Below are 21,575 nucleotides of genomic sequence, written 5' to 3' on the forward strand. Positions count from 1 at the left end.
TGTTACTTTCCTCTTCTGAGTTTGACCCACAACCGCAAACAAACGTTTCAACACATGCACAACATTCAATGCATGCCACCATCATTCTAGCGACAAACTTGTGCAAAAGTGTAGGGAGTGCTGAACATACCTTGCAGATATTGCGCGATTTGCAGCTGAATATTCGGCAAGGTGAACGCGTAGCGATTGTAGGGAGTTCCGGATCCGGCAAGTCTACCTTGTTAGGTATTCTGGCTGGGCTAGATATGCCTACTTCGGGCGAAGTTAGGATGTTGGGCAAAGCCTTTAGCACCTTAGATGAGGATGCACGTGCGGCCATGCGTGGGCAACACATGGGGTTTGTGTTCCAGTCGTTTCAATTATTGCCCACTATGACGGCGTTAGAAAATGTCATGATTCCGTTACAGCTCAATGGTCATGCAGCACCACTGGAAACTGCAAAAGAAAGCCTGACACAAGTGGGTTTGGGTGAGCGCATGCAACATTACCCCAAACAATTGTCTGGTGGCGAGCAGCAGCGTGTGGCTATTGCCCGTGCCTTTGCCGCGCAACCCGCAGTGCTGTTTGCAGATGAGCCTACAGGCAATTTGGATAGCGCAAATGGCGAAAAGATCATTGAGTTGCTATTCAAGCTCAACCAAGCGCATCAAACCACTTTAGTGTTGGTCACACATGATGCCCGTTTGGCAGCGCGCTGTGACCGCGTGCTCACGCTAGTGGATGGCAAGCTGACTGAGCGCAACCCGGCATGAGTACTATGAATCCGGCTATCAATACCATGCCACTGTACCGATTGGCCTGGCAGCAATTACGCGCTAACTGGCGTGCAGGTGATTTGCGCGTATTACTCATTGCCTTAGTACTTGCGGTGGCTGCTATTACTTCGGTCAATGCGTTCTCGCAGCGGATTGCCATGCACCTGAATAGCCAAGGCGGTATTTTGTTGGGTGGGGATTTGGTCGTGATGAGTGATCATGTCATCACGCAAGACTACGCTTTGCAGGCCAAACAGCTGGGCTTAGCCACCACGCAAACAGCTGAGTTTCCTAGCATGGTGGTACATCAAGCCAATAGTCAGATTGCCGAGATAAAAGCATTGGGTGCTTCTTTTCCATTGCGTGGTGACTTTAGCGTACAACTGGCACCTAATACAACGGCGCGCTTGGTCGCACATCCCCCGTCAGCCGGGGAGGTTTGGCTGGAGTCTCGCATCATGGGGGTATTGTCACTCAAGCTTGGGGATCGCATCCACTTGGGCGAGCAGTCATTTAAGGTGTCCGGTGTGTTGGAGCGTGAACCCTCTCGTGGTGGCGATATGTTTAGCTTTGCACCACGTGCCATGATGAATGCACAGGATTTGGCGGCGACTAAATTAATCCAGTACGGTAGCCGTGTGAAGTATCAATTGATTGTGGCTGGTGATGCCGAACAACTGAATACATTTTCAGGCTGGCTGAAACCGCGATTACAGCGTGGCGAGCGCGTGGAAGATGTCAAAACTGCACGCCCGGAAATTAAAAGTGCCTTAGACAAAGCCGAGGTGTTTCTTGGCTTATCCGCCATGGTCAGTGTGATGTTGGCCATTGTAGCCATGTTATTGGCCAGTGGTCCGTACCTCAATCGTCAGTTAGATACCTTTGCCATGTTACGTTGCTTTGGTGCTACCACGCGCATGATACAAACCATTTTGTTATGGCAAACGGTATGGGTAGCTTTGCTGGGTGGTGTTTTGGGGTGTGCGCTTGGTTATGCCTTACAGCAAGGCTTGGCAACCTTGGCGGGCCGATTGTTTTTAGAATCGCTAGCCCCTAGCAGCATGTGGCCGTTTATATTGGGCATGGTGGTCAGCTTGTTTGTGATGTTGACTTTAATGTGGCCACATCTGCGCGCAATCCGTACCTTGCCGACAGTGCATATCCTTCGCCGAGAAGTCGAAGTGAACTTAAAGCAAGACTGGTTCAATTATTTGCCGATGGCCTTAGTCGTGGTATTGCTCATGGTTTGGCAAGCCAAGACCCTACAAATGGCATTGATCGTCAGCGGTGGTTTGGTGCTCACTTGTGTGATTGTGGCCGTATTAGCCTATGCAGCTGTGCATTTGCTGTTTAAGTTGCGCCCCCGTCAAGGTCGGCTGGCGACCAGCATACACATTGGCCTGACTAATCTGAGGCGACGTTTGCGGTTATCGATTGCGCAGATGATTGCCTTTAGCCTAGGACTAATGGTGATTGTGTTACTGAGTATCGTCAAAACAGATTTGATGCAGAGCTGGCAAGACTCCTTGCCTGCAGATGCACCCAATCGTTTTGTGATTAATCTGCAGCCTGATCAGTTGCCCGCCTTTAAAACAATGTTCGCGCAACAACATCAAGTCACACCACAAGTACATGCCATGGTGCGTGCGCGTTTGGTTGCCATTAATCATCAAAAAGTGAATGCAGATAGCTATCAGGATGAGCGCGCAAAACGATTGGCGTCGCGAGAGTTCAATCTATCTTGGGCCGCGCACATGCAAGCGGATAATCGTTTAATTTCTGGGCAGTGGTGGACAGACGAGGACGCCGGCAAACCGTATATCTCATTGGAGCAAGACCTTGCACAAAATCTGAATATTCATTTGGGAGACACTTTAACTTATGACGTTGCCGGTACTGCGCTGACACTCAAGGTGACCAGTATTCGCAAAGTCGAGTGGGATAGCATGCGCGCCAATTTTTTTGCGGTAACGCCTCCTAAAACCATAGCGCATTTACCAGCTAGTTATATGACAGCTTTTCATTTGCCGCCCTCGCAAACTGCTTTTGTGCAGCAGTTGGTCAGTCATTTTCCTAACTTAACTGTGATTGATGTGGCCGCACTGATGGAGCAGGTGCGTGCCATTATGCAAAAAATGAGTGTGGCCGTGAGTTATGTATTTCTGTTTAGCTTGGTGGCAGGCTTGGCAGTGCTATATGCTGCATTGATTGCAACACAACAGGCACGTATCCGTGAGTCCACATTACTCAGAGTGTTAGGCGCTTCAAGGCGACAAGTTAGCGTTGCCATGCTGGCAGAGTTTTTTGCCATTGCCCTATGTGCAGTGGTGGTGGCTGTCCTGCTGGCAAATGGGGTGGCTTGGTATGTCAGCATCTGGCTATTGGAAATCCCTTATCATTTTAATGTGACGATGAGTGCTATCGCTATCGTAAGTGCACTGATTCTGATTCCCGCTGCTGCGTGGCTTGCGCTGCGCAGCTATCTTAACCACTCCCCCAAACAGTTGCTCAACAGCATCTAAATTGGTTGTTTATAACCATTGGCAAAAATTATATTGGCTATAAACAACCATTAATATGGTTGTAATTGGTTGTATACAACCATATTAATGGTTTAGAATCCATCAGTGATTGCTATGCCAAATATTGGGTATTGTTTTTAAACAACATTTTTACATGTTGATTTCTAGGAATGATTCTTGCGAATTAATGGGCACATATAATTCAATCCTAGGGAAAAATATGAAAGTCACTTTTCAACCAAATATCATGATGCTGGCCATTCTAACTGCCTATGCATCCCCACAATTTGCGTTTGCCGATGAAGCAAATGGCGTCAATATCGATAAAATTGAAGTCATTAGCACAACGCCATTAAAAGGCATCGGCTTGCCTTTGGAGCAGATTCCGGCATCCATCCAGACCGTGAAAGAAAAACAACTGATTGAGCAAAAGAGCATCAGTATTTCTGATTACATCAATCAGAACTTGAACGGGGTCAGTGTTAACGATACGCAAAATAACCCTTATCAACCAGATGTGAGCTTCCGTGGCTATTCTGCTTCTCCTTTACTAGGCACGCCACAAGGCTTGTCAGTTTTTGTGGATGGCGTGCGTGTGAATGAACCGTTTGGCGATGTAGTGAACTGGGATTTGATTCCAATGAACTCTATTCATTCGATTAACCTGATTCCTGGCTCTAATCCACTATTCGGTTTAAACACGTTGGGCGGCGCGCTGTCTGTGCAAACCAAAAGTGGTCGTACCAATCCTGGTGGTGCAATTGAGGCCTATATGGGCTCATGGGGACGTAAAGCAGGTTCCGCAGAGTTTGGTGGTGTAACGGAAGATGGGTCAATTGATTACTTTATTTCCGGCAATGTGTTCTCAGAAGATGGCTGGCGTGATTATTCCCCATCCGATGTTGGCCAAGTGTTTGGTAAAGTGGGCTGGCAAAATGAGAAAACCTCGGTAAACCTGAGCTTTACCGGTGCAGATAACAAGTTGATTGGTAACGGTTTGGCGCCTGCAGACTTTTTAGATCAACTGGGCCGTGATTCGATTTTGACGCGTCCTGACAAAACCGAAAACAAGCTGGCTTTTGTGAATTTAAATTGGAGTCATTTTTTCAGTGATGACGTGCAGTTGAGCGGCAATACTTATTACCGTAAAGCCAAAACCAAAACCTTGAACGGTGATGGTAATGATGACTTTGACGATGATGATGTCGACTTGGATGCAAGCGGTGATATTGATGCAGGTGAATTGGCGACAGCAAACGCCAACTGTCTTGCCGATAACGATGCAGATGAAAACTGTAGTGGTGCCATCAACCGTACCAATTCACGTCGTACCGGCTACGGCTTTAATGCGCAGCTTACATTTGGGCAAGATTTAGCTGGCCTAAAAAATCAGTTTGTGACTGGCTTGGGCTATGACTATGGCAGAACCAACTTTACACAAAGCACTGAATATGGCTTGGTCAATACCACCCGTGGTATTGATGGATCAGGCATTTTTAGTGATGATGCAGAAGTAAACTTGAAAGGTGTGAGCAAAACTTGGAGTGTATTTGCTACCGATACACTTTCACTCAGCCCATTGTGGCATCTGACTGGCTCATTACGTTATAACCATACCAAAGTGGAAAATGACGACAGACTGGTTGCACTGCCAGATCCAACTTCTTTAAGTGGTAACCATAGTTTTAACCGCATTAACCCTGCAGTTGGTGTGAACTTCACGCCAAGCAAAGACTTAACCGCTTTTGCCAGCTACAACGAAGGTAGCCGTGCACCTACTGCTATTGAGTTAGGTTGTGCCAATCCGGACATTGGCTGCCGTTTGCCAAATGCCTTTGCAGGCGATCCACCATTAAAGCAAGTGGTGGCTAAAACTTTTGAAGGTGGCTTGCGTGGTAATTTGACAGACAATATTTCATGGACTTTCAGTGCTTATCGTGCAGAGAACCATGATGATATTCAGTTTATTTCTTCTAGCGCAACTGGCTTGGGATACTTTGATAACGTAGGCAAAACACGTCGTCAAGGCTTTGATACAGGTATCAGTGGTCGTTTGGAAAAATTTAGCTGGTCTGCTGGCTATAGCTTTGTAAAAGCCACGTATCAATCTGGTTTGTTGATTGCAAACGAAGTGAACTCATCTGCACAAGACTTCGATGGCAACGGTGAAACCGAAATTCAAGTGAAGCGAGGCGACCGCCTTCCAGGCATTCCACAGCATCAAGTTAAATTACGTGCTGCTTATGACGTAACTCCTGCATGGAGTGTAGGCACAAACATCATCGCATTCTCAGATCAATACTCACGTGGTAACGAGAACAATGATCACGACGGCGACGGTGCAAAAGTGAGCGGTTATGCGGTTGTGAACCTAGATACACGTTATAACTTTGGCAATGGCTGGCAGTTTTTTGCTAAATTAAATAACGTGTTTGATCGCGAATATAACAACGCTGGCTTATTGGGCGAACATCGCTTTGATGCAAGCACCGGCCAGTTTACCGGTAACGAAGTGACCCCTGCATTCTATGCGCCGGGTGCACCACGTGCAGGTTGGTTTGGCTTACGTTATGCGTTTGGCGGTAATAAATCAGCCAGCAGTGTAGATTTAGACTAATGAAGGAACAGCGTGCTCGTACAACACATGGCCATTGAATCAAAATTTCGTCCACACCAAATTGTTAAAAAGGTATTGGTTGTTGAGGATGAAGTGCTATTTGCACGCGCAGTAGTCAAGCGTTTGCAAAAAGATGGCTATGAGTGCGAGCATGCTGAAACAATTGCGGATGGTCGACTCATCCACAAGCAATTTCAGCCGGATTTGGTATTGTTGGACATGCGTTTGCCGGATGGTAATGGCTTGGACTTACTGGCCGAGTTTGTTAGCAAGGGCGCAGCGACCATTGTCATGACTGCCTTTGGTGATGTCAGTGACGCTGTCAACGCCATGAAATTAGGTGCAGTAGATTACTTGAAAAAGCCAATCGATCTGGAAGAGCTCTTACTGGTCGTCAAAAAAAATGAGCGTGCTTCCGAGTTACAAACCAGCCTAGACTATTCACGACAACGCAATACACATGCCACGGATGGCGTGCAGTTGATTGGGGATAGTACGGCGATGCAAAGTGTGCGTCAGCAAATTGGCCGTATCTCGCAATTAAGTGCCATTACAGATGTGGTGCCGCCTACCGTGTTGATTATTGGTGAGACTGGCACAGGCAAAGATGTGGTTGCCCGTTTTTTACATGCTGAATGTGCAAATAGCGATAAACCGTTTGTGCATGTGGATTGTGCCTCTTTACCTTCTGAGTTGATTGAAAGTGAGTTGTTTGGTCACGAGAAGGGCGCATACACCAATGCGGTCGGCGCGCGTCCCGGTTTAATCGAATCGGCGGAAGACGGTACATTATTTTTAGATGAGATTGGCGAGTTGCCATTGACCTTGCAAGCTAAACTGCTGAATGTGTTGGAGCGCAGACAGGTGCGTCGCTTAGGTTCAACCAAAGAGCGTTCAGTCCCTGCGCGTATCATTGCAGCCACCAACCGTGATTTGCACGACATGGTCAATGAAGGGCGCTTCCGCTCAGACTTATATTATCGTTTAAATGTGATTACGATGTTCATGCCACCATTGCGTGATCGTGGTGATGATATTATTCAGCTCTCGAATTACTTTAAATCGCTGACCGAAAAGCGTTATGGTTTAAAAAAGCGCGTCTTCAGCGCCAATGCGTTACAGGCAATTCAAACCTACACTTGGCCTGGTAATGTGAGGGAACTCAGACACCAAATTAGTCGTGCGGTATTGCTGAGTGCGGAAGAGCAAATCATGGTCAGTGATCTGGTATTGCCTAACCATCAGCAAAAACACATGGTGGCTTCAGATACGTCCGAAACGCAAATGACGTTAGATGATGCAGAAAAAGCCATTCTGCTCAGTGCCCTAGAGCAAGCACGCAATAATGTCTCGCAGGCGGCTCGTCAGTTGGGCATTACACGCATGACCATGCGCTACCGCATGGATAAACACGGTATCTCCGTCTAGTCAGCTTTATTCTTCGTGGTTGTACCACCTGCACCATGCTAGTTAGCATGTTTGCACCCCTCACATCATGCTATCATTTCACCCATTATCGTCTGGAGTTTTCTCATGGTTATTGGTTCGCCCCTCACCCCATCTGCAACAAAAGTCATGCTGCTTGGCAGCGGGGAATTAGGCAAAGAAGTCATCATTGCTTTGCAGCGTTATGGGGTGGAAGTGATTGCCGTAGATCGCTATGAACATGCGCCAGGTCACCAAGTGGCCCATCGTGCCTATACCATTGATATGACAGATGCCGCAGCGCTTAAAGCATTGGTACATGCAGAAAAACCGCATCTAATTGTGCCGGAGATTGAAGCATTGAATACGGATGCATTGGCCGATATCGAACGCGATGGTACGACAGTGATTCCTACCGTAAAAGCGGTGCAGCTGACCATGAACCGCGAAGGTATCCGCAAACTTGCGGCAGAAACACTCCAGTTGCCAACCTCACCCTATGCGTTTGCGCGCAGCGAATCTGAGTTGCAAGCCGCTATTGATGCGGGCATTGGTTATCCATGCTTTATTAAACCGACCATGTCCTCTTCCGGTAAAGGTCAATCCAGAATCACGCAAGCGTCAGAAGTGAAAACTGCTTGGGATTACGCGGCCAGTGGTGGGCGCGTGAATCAAGGCGTGGTGATTGTGGAGGGGCAAATTAGTTTTGATTATGAAATTACTTTGCTGACAGTGCGCGCAAAAAATGCACAAGGCGACATTCAAACTTACTTTTGTGAGCCGATTGGCCATGTACAAGAAAAGGGCGATTATGTTGAAAGCTGGCAACCACAAGCCATGACAGCTGGCGCACGCAATGCCGCACAACACATTGCAAAAACCATCACAGATGCGTTGGGTGGTTTGGGCTTATTTGGTGTGGAGTTATTTGTTAAGGGCGATCAGGTGTGGTTCTCAGAGGTTAGTCCACGCCCGCACGATACTGGCATGGTGACGATGTGCAGTCAGCGTTTAAGTGAATTTGAATTGCATGCTAGAGCCATTTTAGGTTTGCCAGTCGATGTGGCCATGACTAAGCCTGGTGCCAGTGCAGTGATTTACGGCGGCGTGGAAAGTAAAAATCTCACATTTACTGGCGTGGCCGAGGCTTTAGCGATTCCCAATAGCGATATTCGTTTGTTTGGAAAACCTGAGTCATTTGTGCGCCGTCGTATGGGCGTTGCATTGGCAACGGCCGACAGTGCCGATGAAGCGCGAACACAAGCCAAATTAGCGGCTAGCTTGGTCAAACCCAAACCTGCGGTATAAGTCTTATGTTGGATAAAATCGAAGAGGCCGGGAGTAGTAAATCCACTTTTTATGAGTTATTAGGTGGTGAAGAAGCTGGGCAGCAAGTTGTCCGTCAACTAGTCAATACTTTTTATGATGTGATGGATACAGACCCTAAGGCAGCGGGTATACGCGCTTTACATCAAGCAGACCTTACCGATGCACGTGAGAAACTATCTATGTTTCTCACTGGTTGGATGGGTGGGCCGCAACTGTATATCGAGCGCTATGGGCATCCGATGTTGCGCCGTAGGCACATGCCGTTTGCAATTGGTGAATCTGAACGTGATCAATGGATGTATTGCATGATACGTGCGATGCATACGCTACAACTTGATGAGGAAATCATGAAAAAGTTAGCCGCCCAGCTGTATGGGGTAGCGGATTTTATGCGTAACAAGTAATATAGTTTACAAACGTTAACAAATTAACGATTTGAAGTAACAAGTAGCACTGCATTAACATCATTAATTGAATACCCTCACAACATAAATAAAAGGTTGCAACCTTGGTATTTAAGCAGTTATTGCGCGTGGCATGTGTTGCCTCACTTAGCGTACTCGCAATTGCGGTTGTGAGCGCATTTCCTTTGTTTGAAGAAATGGCATTGACTGCCAACCGACTCGCCCATCACCCAACTAACCTCCCCAGTCAAGCGCACGCACTGTTGGCGTGGGTGCAGGTCTATAAAATGGAACTTACATTCGGCATGTTCCTCACGCTGGGGGTTTTGACCTTCGCATTGTTTATTTTAGACCGTGAGTTTCGCGCACACTTACAGTATAAGTTATCCACCAGTATCGATCAGCGACGGTTCATGATGACAGATCCTGCATTGCTGCAAAAAATCAGGTTGTCTCGTATCGGTTTTATGATTGCCTTGGTCGCAATATTTATCTTAATTACCGTTACTTATCAGTCTTACCGTAATCAGTTGATCGTACAGTTCTTCGCGTTGGGGGTGTTTCTATTCAATATTAGCGGAACCTATTTTTTTGGTAGTTTAAAGCGTGCCGGTCAGATGGAGCGCTTGGTCAATAGGCTGAATCTGTATCATCAAAATAAAGATGAAGCGCAAGAAAAACTAGTACAGGCTGACAAACGCTTACAAAGGCAGACAGCCAGCCTTGCCTATTTGGCCTCACATTTAAATAAGCAGACTTCTTCACAATTGTTTTATCAGGCGCTGATTAAGCAATCTGCGGAAACCTTAAGCGTGGCACGCGTGAGCGTATGGATGTATTCAGCAGACAAGCAACAACTGGTATGTGAGGCTTTATATGAGCTAAAAACACAAGCCTATACACAAGGCCAAGTGCTGGTGGCAAACGATTTCCCACATTATTTTGATGCGCTGAAGCAAGCGCGTGTGGTCGTGGCCGATGACGTATATCAACACAGTGCAACGCAAGATTTTGTGGTGGATTATTTTCCATCACAGCAAATAGGCGCGCTATTAGATGCAACGATTTGGCACGATGATGAAATGATTGGCGTGATTTGCCATGAGCATGTCGGCCCAGCGCGCGAGTGGACATTGGACGAGCAAAATTATGCAGGCTCTCTGGCCGACTTGGCTCGACTGACGGTTGAGTTACACAGGCGTCAAAAAGTAGAGACAGACTTGGTGGAGCATCAAGAGAACTTTGAGGACATGCTAAAAACTCGGACGGCATCGATTGAAAGTAATGCCAAGTTGTTCCGTTTCTTGGTCGAGCGTGCACCCGTGACGATTCTGTACATGAATGCGGCTAACGAAATTATAGAAATGAACCCTGAAGCCGAACGTATTACTGGCTATAGCCGGGACTACGCCATTGGCAGAACTTACCAAAGTTTATTTGTGCCAGAAGGCATGACAGGTGAGCACGAAGCGCTCTCTAGTGATGTGTTTTTTGGCAATAAAATTCAAGGCCAAGAAATGCTGATTCGCCGCGCAGATGGCTCCACCACTGAGTTATCTATTTCCAGAAGTATGGAGTTGGACGCAGAGGGTAATCCGGTCATTATTTCAATCGGGCAAGACATCAGCCAGCAAAAAGCGCTGGAAGCTTCGCTCATCAAAGCGCGCGAAGCAGCCGAGTCGGCAGACCGCATTAAGTCTATGTTTGTGGCTTCTATGTCTCACGAGTTACGTACGCCACTTAACTCGATTATTGGTTTCTTGGGCGTGGTGTTGCAGGGCATGTCCGGCGAGTTAAATGTCAAACAAAAAGATCAGCTGGGACGCGCTTACGCTTCATCTAAACATTTACTGTCCTTGATTTCCGATGTGATTGATATCTCTAAAATCGAGGCAGGCTTTTTAGAAACCCATCAAATGACGTTTGATATCAAAGAGGTCATGCATGATGTGTCGCATGCGGTACAGCATCTGGTAATAGAGCGTAAGCTCAATTTACAGATAGAGTGTCCGGAGGGCATCACCCTTGATTCCGATCGCAAGCGCTTGTATCAGGTGGTTTTGAATGTGGTTTCCAATGCGCTGAAATATACAGAAAAAGGCCATGTCAGCGTTAAAGTCATACCTTTGCCGGAGCAGCTGGAAATTGTAGTTGCGGATACGGGCATTGGGATTGATGAGGCTGGCTTAGCCAAACTATTCAAGCCATTCGAACGAATTGATTCACGACTCAAGATTAAAACCTTGGGCACGGGCTTGGGTTTGTATTTAACCCATAAGATTTTGACTTTGCTGTTGGGTGGTAGCATCACGGTCAACAGTAAAGTAGAGCAGGGAAGTACGTTTACGATGCGTTTGCCTTACCAGATGCCTGAAGTGGAGGCCGGTAAATTAGTCAACATTTTAGAAGGGCAATAATAATGAGAACAGCCTTAATCATCGAAGATAATGACAATAACCTTGAGCTGATCCGGTTTATTCTGCAGCAGGCCGGGTACCGTGTGCGCTTTGCTATGACTGGCGAAGAAGGCGTGCAGCAGGCATTGACGATTCCGCCGGATTTTATTGTGTTGGATATTCAGTTGCCGGATATCAATGGGCTAGAGGTGCTCAAGCGCATTCGTGCACATCCGGTAGGGAAAACAGTGCCGATTATTGCCATGACCTCGTATGCCATGTCTGGCGATCGCGAACGCTTACTAGAAGCAGGTTGCACCAGTTATATTGAAAAACCCATTGATCCGATGACTGTGATTGCACAGATTCAAGCGGTGATTGGTAAGGAAACTTCTTAATGAACATTTTAATTGCGGAAGATGACGATAATTCTAGGCAATTGCTGGTGGATTTATTCCAATCTAAAGGTCATGAGGTTTCCAGTTTTGATAATGGGTTAAAAGCGCTTGCCTATTTACATTCCCATAGCGTTGATTTGATTGTTTCAGATATTTTGATGCCAGAAATGGATGGCTATGGCTTATGTCGTGCGGTCAAACAAAATATCTCCATGCAAAGTATTCCGTTTGTGTTCTATACCGCCACCTATACGTCTAGCCAGGATGAGCGCTTTGCCATGTCACTGGGCGCCTCTGCATTTTTAATTAAGCCAATGGACTTGCAAGCGTTTCTGGGTGTGATTGCTGAGGTGACTAAATCCGGCGCCAAACAACCCCGAGTGGCTAAAGGACGTGGCTTGTATCGCGTTGCCCCGGTTAAATTTGATAAACAGCATACTGATATCGTCCGGGCAAAATTAGATAAAAAAATTATCGAGCTGAACCAAGAGCGTCAAAAACTGATTGAAAGTGAAGCGCGTTTTAGAGATTTTGCCGAAGCCTCGGCCGATTGGTTTTGGGAGGCAGATAGCGCGCTCAATATCCAAGCATTGAGTGGTGCACCAATGGGTTTGAGCGTATGTAATCTGCAAGATATTGCCAAAGCTTGCCAAAGCCACTTAGCTGATGACATGTTGAGCGTATTGCAACAACGGTTGCCATTTTCAGACTTTATTGTGCATTTTATCGATGCGCATGAAAAGCATATGTATTTGCGCGTATCAGGCAAACCAATCTTTGATGACCAACTTAAATTTATTGGTTATCGGGGAGTGGGGAAAGATGTCAGTGAAATGATTGCGCTCAATCGCAAAGTGGAGTTTTTGGCTTCGCACGATGAGCTGACAGGACTGCCTAACCGGAGTGTATTCAAAATTAACTTGGCACAAGCGCTCAAAAAGGCAGAGCGTCATCGCCAGCAAGTATTACTTTTATATTTTGATATCGATCATTTCAAACTCGTGAATGACACATTGGGACATGAGGCGGGTGACCAACTGTTGATGATGTCGACCAAGCGCATTATTGAATGTGCACGTGAGATTGATGTGTTGTATCGCATGGGTGGAGATGAATTTGTGATGGTGATTGAATCAGCCACGCCACAAGATGCGCATCGCATTGTGCGGGATATCGTCAAAGCGTTTTCCATGCCATTTGAGATTATGGAACAGCGTGTGTATACCACCGTAAGCATTGGGGTAAGCGTGTATCCAGATGACGCCACAGATTTGCAGACGCTGCTGACGTATGCAGATTTGGCCATGTACCGTGCAAAGCAAAATGGGCGTAATAGCTTTGAGTTCTATACCCCCAACATGAATTTCATCCCCAAAGAGTGGATGGACATGGAACATGGAATACGCCTTGCATTGCGTAAACATGAGTTTCATATGGTGTATCAACCGCAGTTAGATGCTGCGCGTAACGTAGTGGTTGGTATGGAAGCACTGATTCGCTGGACGCACCCGGATCACGGTTTAATTTCGACCATTGAGTTGATTCGCGTGGCTGAGCAATCTTCGTTGATTAATACACTGGATGATTGGGTGCTAGAAGAGGTTTGTAGGCAAATGCGTGTTTGGCGAGAGGCAGGCTATGTATTGCCGCGCATGTCCGTCAATATGTCAGCAAGGCATTTAAGATCAGATAACTTAATGAATTTACTCAATAATATCCCTAAGCAATATGGCATTGAGCCAGAGATGTTATGCATAGAAATTACCGAGCATGCAATATTGGAAGAAAGCGCCACTGTTAAAAATAATATGCAGGCGATTAAAAAGGCCGGATTTGGCATATCGCTGGATGACTTTGGTACCGGGCATTCTTCATTGTTATATCTCAAGCGCTGGGCGGTGGACGAAGTGAAGATTGAGCGTACGTTTGTAAACGACTTAGTGAGCTCGGATGAAGATCGCGCCATTGTAAGGGCGATGGTGGCATTAGCCGAAGCGTTGGATTTGGATTTGGTAGGTGAAGGCGTAGAAAACCAGCATCAGGCGGACATTCTACTGGCTAGTGGTTGTAGGGTCATACAAGGCTATTTTTACTCGCCACCTGTGCCACCGGATCAGGTGACACAGTGGTTCAAAAAAACAGATTAAGGACGCTTGAGTCCGCCTAATAATGCAGCCACTGGAGCCTTGCGGCTTTGACTAGGGTTCGCTCTTGCCACTGCTTTTGCCTCGGCAGTATTGGGTTCATACGGTTTATTAAACCAAGCATCCGCAGATGACGCTTTCGATTTTCTGGGGGCGCTGCTTGGTGTGCTGCTATGGCTTGTGCGTACACGCTTATCGTGTTCTGCAGCACGCGTTTGCGGCTGAACTTGTGCAATTTGACGAGTAATATTTTTCTTAATGAGCTTTTCAATATCAGCAAAATACTTCTCTTCATCATCGCAAATCAATGAGATTGCAATCCCGCTGGCACCTGCGCGCCCGGTACGGCCAATTCTATGCACATAGTCTTCTGGTGCACTAGGGATCTCATAGTTAATGACCATGGGTAAATCACTAATGTCCAAACCACGTGCAGCAACATCGGTAGCTACTAGCGCTTTGACTTTACCAGCCTTGAATGCATCCAATGCTTCAATACGTTCTTTTTGCGATTTGTCACCATGAATGGCATCGGCCGAGATATCTTCTTTTTGTAGCGCGCGCGCTAGCCTGCTGGCTGTGAGTTTGGTTTTGGTAAACACAATCACTTGGTTGGTTTGCGCTTCTTTTAGCAGTTGTACCAAAAACGCTTGTTTTTGTGGTGCAGCCACTGTGTAGGCTTGCTGAGTCACATTGTCATTGGTCGCATTACTTCTGGCAACTTCAATCAATGTTGGGTTGGTTAAGAATTCATCTGCTAACTTTTTGATTTCATTAGAGAACGTTGCAGAAAACATTAAATTCTGACGTTGTTTTGGCAGTAACGCCAAAATACGTTTTAAGTCTGGCATAAAGCCCATATCGAGCATACGATCCGCTTCGTCTAGCACTAAAATTTGTACCTGACTAAGTGAAAGCGTTTTTTGTTCGATATGGTCCAATAAACGGCCAGGTGTCGCCACCAATACTTCCACACCTTTTTTGAGTTGAGGCGTTTGCGATTTAATGTCTACGCCACCGTATACCACCAAGCTAGATAAAGGTGTATGTTTGGCATAGACCTTGACGCTTTCTTCTACCTGAATCGCCAACTCACGCGTTGGAGTGAGTACCAACGCGCGGATAGGGTGTTTTGCAGGTGATGTGCTGGTACTGGCAAACGGCAATAGTTTTTGTAAAACAGGTAATGCAAATGCTGCTGTTTTTCCTGTTCCCGTTTGTGCACCAGCCATCAAATCCAACCCCTGCAATGCCAATGGAATTGCCTTGGCTTGAATCGGGGTAGGCGTGGTATAACCTGTTTCAGTAATGGCTTGCAGCAATGGTGCTGCAAGGCCTAGATTGTCGAAGCTTGGAGTATCTAAGCTTGTATTATCAACATTTTGTTCAACAAAATTTACATCAGTATTGGTATTCATGTAAGGTGAGATTGGCCTTAATTAAGCAAAACTACGGTTACGTTTAGGTTTGTTGTCACCACTAAAGCCGCCGGCATTGGCTCTAGGCGCGCTGGTTCTAGGCGCACTACGCTGTGGGCGTGGATTGCCAAAGTTCTCACCGCTATTGGCTTTATGGCTTGGGCGACCTTCACGTGGTGCGTCAGTACGCGTATTTCTGTCTTGACGACCGCGACCACCGAACTCTTGGCTTAATGCGCGCGCAAATTGAAAGTCTGTATCTTTCGTGTAGTTACGGCTGTTACCGTTGACTTCACGTTGACCATCGCGAGGGGCTGCATCTGTATGACGTGGTTGACTGTCACGTTGACGCGAAGCGCCACCGTCAGCACGAGGTGCACCATCATTAAATGAACGCGTTGCTTGCGGTTTTGCGCCACGCTCGTTCATGACACGGTCACCAAAGCTAGAGCCACGTGTTGCGTTATCGCGTGATTGGTAGCCACCACGTGCACCTGGTTTGTGTGCACTGCTACGGTCATTGTTACGACCACGTTTGCCAGCAGGCGCTTCAGATTTCATCGCACGTTTGGGTTCAAAACCTGCAATGACAGAACCTTCTAATTTTTGGCCAGTATATTGTTCAATCTTACGCAATAAATGGCGGTCGATATTGGATGCAAATGAAATCGCAATACCTGTGTTGTTAGCGCGACCAGTACGACCAATACGGTGTACATAATCTTCTGCAAACTTAGGTAAGTCGTAGTTAATCACGTGGCTAATGCCTTGTACGTCAATACCACGCGCCGCTACGTCAGTCGCTACCAATACTTTTACATCGCCATGACGCAGTTTAGTTAGTGTACGGTTACGTGCACCTTGTGTCATATCGCCATGCAATGCTGCCGTTTTATGGCCTGCTGCATATAAGTCTTCTGCCAATAAATCAGCGTGACGTTTTGTGCTGGTGAAAATAATGGCTTGATTGACATCAGGAGCAATCAATAAATGCTCAAGCAATTTGTTCTTGTGGTTCATGTCATCCACAAAGTGCAAACGTTGCTCAATGTTGGCATGTTTTTCTTTTTGTCCAGCCACTTGAATTGTCAGCGGATTGTTTTGGAACTGTTTAGCAATATGCATGATGCCATCTAAGGTGGCAGAGAATAATAAAGTTTGACGCTCTTTAGGTAGTGCTTCGCAGATACGCTCTACATCTGGCATGAAACCCATGTCCAACATGCGGTCCGCTTCATCTAATACCAACATTTGTAAACGGCTTAGATCAATACGGCCACGTTCCATGTGGTCAATAAAGCGGCCTGGTGTGGCCACTAAGATATCCAATGGTTGTGAAAGTAATTTGTTTTGTAGCGGATAAGGCATGCCACCAACGATACTCACTGTACGGGCACGAATATATTTACCGTATTTACGCGCCGCTTCGTTCACTTGTGCAGCCAACTCACGGGTTGGTGTCAGCACCAAAATACGTGGGCCACGGCTTTTAGATTCGTGTGGTGTTGCTAATAAATTGAGTGCTGGCAATGTAAATGCAGCAGTCTTGCCTGTCCCTGTTTGTGCAGAGGCCATGATGTCACGGCCATTCAGTGCTTCAGGAATCGCTTGTGCTTGAATAGCAGTTGGTGTGTCGTAACCAGCTTCGAGTACGGCACGTAAAATAGTTGGGTGTAGATTTAATGATTCAAAAGACAAAGTATGTCCCTTTCTAAAAACAATAAAAAAGGGCGCGAGCAAAACACAGTTCAGCTGAAAATCAGCGTAATACGCGAAAGCAGTATGAATAATGGTAAATCAGTTCATGTAAATGCTTTTTACTAGCGCACGGGCATAGCCGCTAACCAGTAAAAGATAGATAAGAGAGGTCTCATCTAAAAGATTGCTACTTCCATATTTCGCGAGTAGCCGTTGGGTCAGGGCAATGAATCTAAAACTTTTAATTACTGCATAAGTTTTAAGTTGTGCGCAGTATAACCATATCCACCCAAATGTCAAATTAAAATTCACATTGTCAAATAAGTTTCATGCTAAATGTGTTAAAATCGCGCCCTTCCAAACAATCGGCAGCTTTCATGTCTCGTAATCTCAGAAATATCGCAATTATTGCGCACGTTGACCATGGTAAAACAACCATGGTGGACAAACTTTTACAACAAGCAGGTACGTTTGCATCGCACCAAGCGGTGACAGAACGTGTCATGGACAGTGGCGATATTGAAAAAGAGCGCGGCATTACTATTTTAGCTAAAAATACAGCCGTTAACTTTGAAGGTACGCACATTAATATTGTGGATACCCCAGGCCACGCGGACTTTGGTGGTGAAGTTGAGCGCGTATTAGGCATGGTGGATGGCGTGGTGTTGTTGGTAGATGCTGTAGAAGGCCCGATGCCACAAACGCGCTTTGTGACTAAAAAAGCACTGGCACTTGGTTTAAAACCAATTGTGGTGATTAATAAAGTGGATCGTCCTGGCGCACGTCCTGATTGGGTGATTAACCACACCTTTGATTTGTTTGCCAACTTAGGTGCAACAGATGAGCAATTAGACTTCCCGGTGGTCTATGCATCAGCCCTTAACGGCTTTGCAACCTTAGATATGAAAACACCATCTGAGACCATGCGTCCGTTATTTGAAACGATTTTAAGTCATGTTGCACCACCAGTAGGCGACAGCGATGCGCCATTGCAATTGCAAATCTCTGCACTGGATTACTCTACTTACACAGGCCGTTTAGGCGTTGGTCGCGTGCGCAATGGCCGCGTCAAACCTGGCCAAGTGGTGGCAGTGATGCGTGAAGACGAACAAGTTGCGCAAGGCCGTATCAATCAAGTGTTGGGCTTTCAAGGTTTGGAGCGCGTGCCAGTCGAGGAAGCAGAAGCGGGTGACATTGTCATTATTTCTGGCTTAGATGATATTGGTATTGGTTTTACCATTTGCGATCGCGATAAGCCAGTTGGTTTGCCACACCTAGGCGTAGATGAGCCAACATTGACCATGGACTTTATGGTGAACACTTCACCATTGGCCGGTACTGAAGGCAAGTTTGTGACCTCACGTCAAATTAAAGACCGTTTAACCAAAGAGTTATTAGTGAACGTGGCACTACGTGTAGAAGATACACAAGATACAGATGTTTTCCGTGTCTCTGGCCGTGGTGAGTTACACCTGACTATCTTGCTTGAAAATATGCGTCGAGAAGGCTTTGAGTTAGCGGTAGCTAAGCCACGCGTGGTGTACCGTGAAATTGACGGTGTGAAATGTGAGCCATACGAAGTGCTCACCGTGGATTTGGAAGATGATAACCAAGGTGCGGTGATGGAGGAGTTGGGTCGTCGCCGTGGTGAAATGCAAAATATGGAATCAGATGGCAATGGCCGCACCCGTTTGGAATATAAAATTCCAGCACGTGGTTTGATTGGTTTCCAAGGTGAGTTTTTAACCATGACGCGTGGTACTGGTTTAATGGCGCATATTTTTGATGAATATGCACCGGTAAAAGCCGATATGCCAGGCCGTCGTAATGGGGTGCTGATATCAGCCGAGCATGGTGAAGCCGTTGCTTATGCGCTTTGGAAATTACAAGATCGCGGCAAGATGTTCTCAGTACCAGGCGATAAATTGTACGAAGGCATGGTGATTGGTATTCATAGTCGCGATAACGATTTGATTGTGAACCCGATTAAAGGTAAACAACTGACTAACGTGCGTGCATCTGGTACCGATGAAGCAGTACGTTTGATTCCACCTGTTGCATTGTCTTTGGAGTCTGCGGTTGAGTTTATTGATGATGACGAATTGGTAGAAATCACACCAAAAAATATTCGTATCCGTAAACGTTTCTTGTTAGAGCATGAACGTAAACGTGCATCTAAAGAGTAATACATAAAATAAAAAGGCCGCTTTAAGCGGCTTTTTTATTATCTAGGAATCAGAGAAAGATTTACTCAATACCCTGGCTGGCCAAGTAATCCTCATAGTTGCCGGTAAAGTCGACAATACCGTCCGCTTTGATTTCGATAATACGGGTGGCAATCGAGCTGACGAACTCACGGTCATGGCTGACAAAGAATAAGGTGCCTTTGTATTTATCCAAAGCAGTGTTCAGCGCCTCAATGGATTCCATGTCCATGTGGTTGGTTGGCTCGTCCATGAGTAACACATTGGTTTTTGCCAGCATAAGTTTGCCATACAGCATGCGGCCTTTTTCACCACCTGAGAGCACTTTAACTGACTTTCTGGTCGCTTCGGTCGGGAACAGCAAACGGCCGAGCATGCTACGCACGGTGTTGTCATCATCACCTTGTTGACGCTGTGCAGTCATCCACTCGAACAGGTCTTCGCCTTTTTCAAATTCGTATTCATGGTCTTGAGCAAAGTAGCCAAGCTTGGCTTTTTCTGCCCATTTGACTTCTCCATGTTTAGGCGCGAGATCACCTGCCAGACAGCGCAGGAAAGTGGTTTTGCCGATACCGTTTTCACCAATAATGGCGACTTTTTCACCAGCTTCAAACATCAGTTCTAAATCGTTGAATAAAGTCTTGTCAAAGCCATGGCTGAGCTTTTTGAGTTCTACTGCGTTACGATGCAGCTTTTCTCTATCGTCAAACTCAAAGCGAATAAACGGATATTGGCGGCTAGAAGGTTTAAATTCCTCCACCTTGATTTTATCAATCTGTTTGGCGCGGCTAGTTGCTTGTTTGGCTTTAGATGCGTTAGCCGAGAAACGGCGCACAAAGTCCTGCAAGTCGGCAATCTGCTGTTTGGCTTTGGCGTTGTCTTTGGCTTGCTGATTACGTGCGGCAATGCTGGCCTCCATATAATCATCATAGTTGCCGGGGTAAGAGGTGATTTTGCCGTAATCCATATCGCAGGTATGCGTACATACCTGGTTTAAAAAGTGGCGGTCATGCGAAATGATGACCATGGTGCAGTCACGATTATTGACCACATCTTCTAACCAGCGGATAGTGTTGATGTCCAAGTTGTTGGTCGGTTCATCCAGCAATAATACGTCTGGGTTGGCAAATAGGGCTTGCACTAGTAATACACGCAGTTTCCAGCCAGGTGCAACTGCGCTCATCGGGCCGTTGTGCTGCTCAATAGGAATGCCAACGCCTAATAATAACTCACCGGCACGCGCTTCCGCGGTGTACCCATCATATTCCGCATAGATGCCTTCTAATTCGGCAGCGCGCATGTAGTCTTCTTCTGTGGCTTCCAGGTTTTCGTATATGGCATTTTTTTCTGCGTTGGCCTTCCACATTTGTTCATGGCCCATCATGACTACATCCAGCACGCGCTGGTCTTCATAAGCAAACTGGTCCTGCCTCAAAAAAGCCATACGCTCATTGGTATCCAGTGAAATATTGCCGCTAGTCGGCTCTAAGACGCCCGCTAGGATTTTCATAAAGGTGGACTTTCCACAGCCATTGGCGCCAATTAAGCCATAGCGATTACCATCGCCGAATTTGACTGAAACGTTTTCAAACAGTGGCTTGGCGCCAAACTGCATGGTGATATTGTTAGCGGTTAACATAGACTCTCAAAAATAGCGTTAAATTAAAATGTGTTGTAAATGACGACTTCGTCTAAAGGCAACTGACCGGCACGCGCACGCGCAGGTTCTAATGCTTTGCCGATGACGACGAACATGACTGGTGTGTGGTCTTCTGGCAGGTTTAATAATTTGCCTACGGCATCAAAATCAAACCCATCCATTGGGCAAGTGTCATAGCCCATCTCTTTGGCCGCAAGCATCAATGTAGTGGCTGCCATGCCGCACGAGCGCATGCCTTCATCACGTTGTACTTGTGCGTTATCGCGGTAATAATTGCCAATAGCCGGCACTAAATAATCTTGCACTGCCTGTGGTGCATTACGCCAATAGCGTTCAGGCTGTTTTGCCCATGCATTTAAATCTGCTGTGAGCACGACCAATAATGAGGCTTCTTCCACTTGGGCTTGGTTCCAGCTCACGGCGCGAATTTGTTGGCGCAATACAGGCTCTGTGACGACTACAAAACGCCAGTTTTGAATATTAAAGGCAGTAGGGGATAGTATCGCAAGCGACATCAGCTTGTGGATTTCTTCATCGGTCATTCGATGGTGTGGGTCGAACGATTTAACGGACCGCCGCGCAATAATAGCTTCGGATACTTGCAT

At 46.5% G+C, this 21,575-nt stretch carries 14 protein-coding genes; 10 read left to right on the plus strand and 4 right to left on the minus strand.

Annotation, left to right across the window (positions count from 1 at the left end):
• The first annotated feature begins 68 nt into the window (after positions 1-68).
• From A3Q3_RS0100435 to A3Q3_RS0100475, 9 genes are all read left to right on the plus strand, one after another.
• Positions 69-752 (plus strand): ABC transporter ATP-binding protein, encoded by a 684-nt coding sequence (locus A3Q3_RS0100435; RefSeq protein WP_026361652.1) that lies wholly within the window; start codon positions 69-71, stop codon positions 750-752.
• Positions 749-3,277, plus strand: coding sequence for an ABC transporter permease (locus tag A3Q3_RS0100440; protein ID WP_020181588.1), 2,529 nt, complete (start codon positions 749-751; stop codon positions 3,275-3,277). Before A3Q3_RS0100435 ends, A3Q3_RS0100440 begins: the two co-directional genes overlap by 4 nt.
• Positions 3,278-3,497: 220 nt before the next feature.
• A complete protein-coding gene (locus A3Q3_RS0100445; RefSeq protein WP_020181589.1) occupies positions 3,498-5,894 on the plus strand; it encodes a TonB-dependent receptor in 2,397 nt (798 codons plus the stop codon).
• A 27-nt stretch (positions 5,895-5,921) separates the two neighbouring features.
• On the plus strand, positions 5,922-7,322 hold the full coding sequence (locus A3Q3_RS0100450; RefSeq protein WP_020181590.1) for a sigma-54 dependent transcriptional regulator: 1,401 nt from the start codon (positions 5,922-5,924) through the stop codon (positions 7,320-7,322).
• Positions 7,323-7,427: 105 nt separating this feature from the next.
• Positions 7,428-8,627 carry a formate-dependent phosphoribosylglycinamide formyltransferase gene (gene purT, locus A3Q3_RS0100455; protein WP_020181591.1) on the plus strand — a complete coding sequence of 400 codons (1,200 nt, stop codon included), beginning with the start codon at positions 7,428-7,430 and terminating at the stop codon, positions 8,625-8,627.
• Between the two features lie 5 nt (positions 8,628-8,632).
• A complete protein-coding gene (locus A3Q3_RS0100460) occupies positions 8,633-9,052 on the plus strand; it encodes a group II truncated hemoglobin (protein ID WP_020181592.1) in 420 nt (139 codons plus the stop codon).
• 104 nt (positions 9,053-9,156) lie between these two features.
• Positions 9,157-11,469 carry an ATP-binding protein gene (locus A3Q3_RS13415; protein ID WP_020181593.1) on the plus strand — a complete coding sequence of 771 codons (2,313 nt, stop codon included), beginning with the start codon at positions 9,157-9,159 and terminating at the stop codon, positions 11,467-11,469.
• Positions 11,470-11,471: 2 nt separating this feature from the next.
• Positions 11,472-11,846, plus strand: a complete 375-nt coding sequence (locus tag A3Q3_RS0100470) for a response regulator (RefSeq protein WP_020181594.1) — start codon at positions 11,472-11,474, stop codon at positions 11,844-11,846.
• The gene (locus tag A3Q3_RS0100475) at positions 11,846-13,993 is read left to right on the plus strand and encodes an EAL domain-containing protein (RefSeq protein ID WP_020181595.1); all 2,148 of its coding nucleotides are present in this window, start codon (positions 11,846-11,848) and stop codon (positions 13,991-13,993) included. The genes A3Q3_RS0100470 and A3Q3_RS0100475 overlap by 1 nt, the downstream gene beginning before the upstream one ends.
• On the opposite strand, the gene A3Q3_RS0100480 is transcribed toward A3Q3_RS0100475, so the two are convergent.
• Both A3Q3_RS0100480 and A3Q3_RS0100485 read right to left on the minus strand, forming a co-directional pair.
• Entirely contained in the window at positions 13,990-15,408 is a 1,419-nt protein-coding gene (locus A3Q3_RS0100480) for a DEAD/DEAH box helicase (protein WP_020181596.1), read from the minus strand. The two genes, A3Q3_RS0100475 and A3Q3_RS0100480, sit on opposite strands and share 4 nt — an antisense overlap.
• Positions 15,409-15,429: 21 nt before the next feature.
• Positions 15,430-17,106, minus strand: coding sequence for a DEAD/DEAH box helicase (locus A3Q3_RS0100485; protein WP_020181597.1), 1,677 nt, complete (start codon positions 17,104-17,106; stop codon positions 15,430-15,432).
• Positions 17,107-17,483: 377 nt separating this feature from the next.
• On the opposite strand from A3Q3_RS0100485, the gene typA reads away from it, so the two are divergent.
• A complete protein-coding gene (gene typA / locus A3Q3_RS0100490) occupies positions 17,484-19,292 on the plus strand; it encodes a translational GTPase TypA (protein WP_025224002.1) in 1,809 nt (602 codons plus the stop codon).
• 61 nt (positions 19,293-19,353) lie between these two features.
• On the opposite strand, the gene A3Q3_RS0100495 is transcribed toward typA, so the two are convergent.
• Together A3Q3_RS0100495 and A3Q3_RS0100500 are read right to left on the minus strand one after the other, a co-directional pair.
• Positions 19,354-20,949 carry an ABC-F family ATPase gene (locus A3Q3_RS0100495; RefSeq protein WP_020181599.1) on the minus strand — a complete coding sequence of 532 codons (1,596 nt, stop codon included), beginning with the start codon at positions 20,947-20,949 and terminating at the stop codon, positions 19,354-19,356.
• Positions 20,950-20,972: 23 nt separating this feature from the next.
• On the minus strand, positions 20,973-21,575 hold the full coding sequence (locus A3Q3_RS0100500) for a nitroreductase family protein (RefSeq protein ID WP_020181600.1): 603 nt from the start codon (positions 21,573-21,575) through the stop codon (positions 20,973-20,975).

The organism is Methylotenera sp. 1P/1, assembly GCF_000384355.1.
Taxonomy (GTDB): Bacteria; Pseudomonadota; Gammaproteobacteria; order Burkholderiales; family Methylophilaceae; genus Methylophilus.

Excerpts from the sequence above, each read along its gene's own strand:
- A3Q3_RS0100435 (WP_026361652.1), top strand. The coding sequence starts at position 69 with ATGCATGCCACCATCATTCTAGCGACAAACTTGTGCAAAAGTGTAGGG.
- A3Q3_RS0100440 (WP_020181588.1), top strand. The coding sequence starts at position 749 with ATGAGTACTATGAATCCGGCTATCAATACCATGCCACTGTACCGATTG.
- A3Q3_RS0100445 (WP_020181589.1), top strand. The coding sequence starts at position 3,498 with ATGAAAGTCACTTTTCAACCAAATATCATGATGCTGGCCATTCTAACT.
- A3Q3_RS0100450 (WP_020181590.1), top strand. The coding sequence starts at position 5,922 with ATGGCCATTGAATCAAAATTTCGTCCACACCAAATTGTTAAAAAGGTA.
- purT (WP_020181591.1), top strand. The coding sequence starts at position 7,428 with ATGGTTATTGGTTCGCCCCTCACCCCATCTGCAACAAAAGTCATGCTG.
- A3Q3_RS0100460 (WP_020181592.1), top strand. The coding sequence starts at position 8,633 with ATGTTGGATAAAATCGAAGAGGCCGGGAGTAGTAAATCCACTTTTTAT.
- A3Q3_RS0100470 (WP_020181594.1), top strand. The coding sequence starts at position 11,472 with ATGAGAACAGCCTTAATCATCGAAGATAATGACAATAACCTTGAGCTG.
- A3Q3_RS0100475 (WP_020181595.1), top strand. The coding sequence starts at position 11,846 with ATGAACATTTTAATTGCGGAAGATGACGATAATTCTAGGCAATTGCTG.
- A3Q3_RS0100480 (WP_020181596.1), bottom strand. The coding sequence starts at position 15,408 with ATGAATACCAATACTGATGTAAATTTTGTTGAACAAAATGTTGATAAT.
- typA (WP_025224002.1), top strand. The coding sequence starts at position 17,484 with ATGTCTCGTAATCTCAGAAATATCGCAATTATTGCGCACGTTGACCAT.
- A3Q3_RS0100495 (WP_020181599.1), bottom strand. The coding sequence starts at position 20,949 with ATGTTAACCGCTAACAATATCACCATGCAGTTTGGCGCCAAGCCACTG.
- A3Q3_RS0100500 (WP_020181600.1), bottom strand. The coding sequence starts at position 21,575 with ATGCAAGTATCCGAAGCTATTATTGCGCGGCGGTCCGTTAAATCGTTC.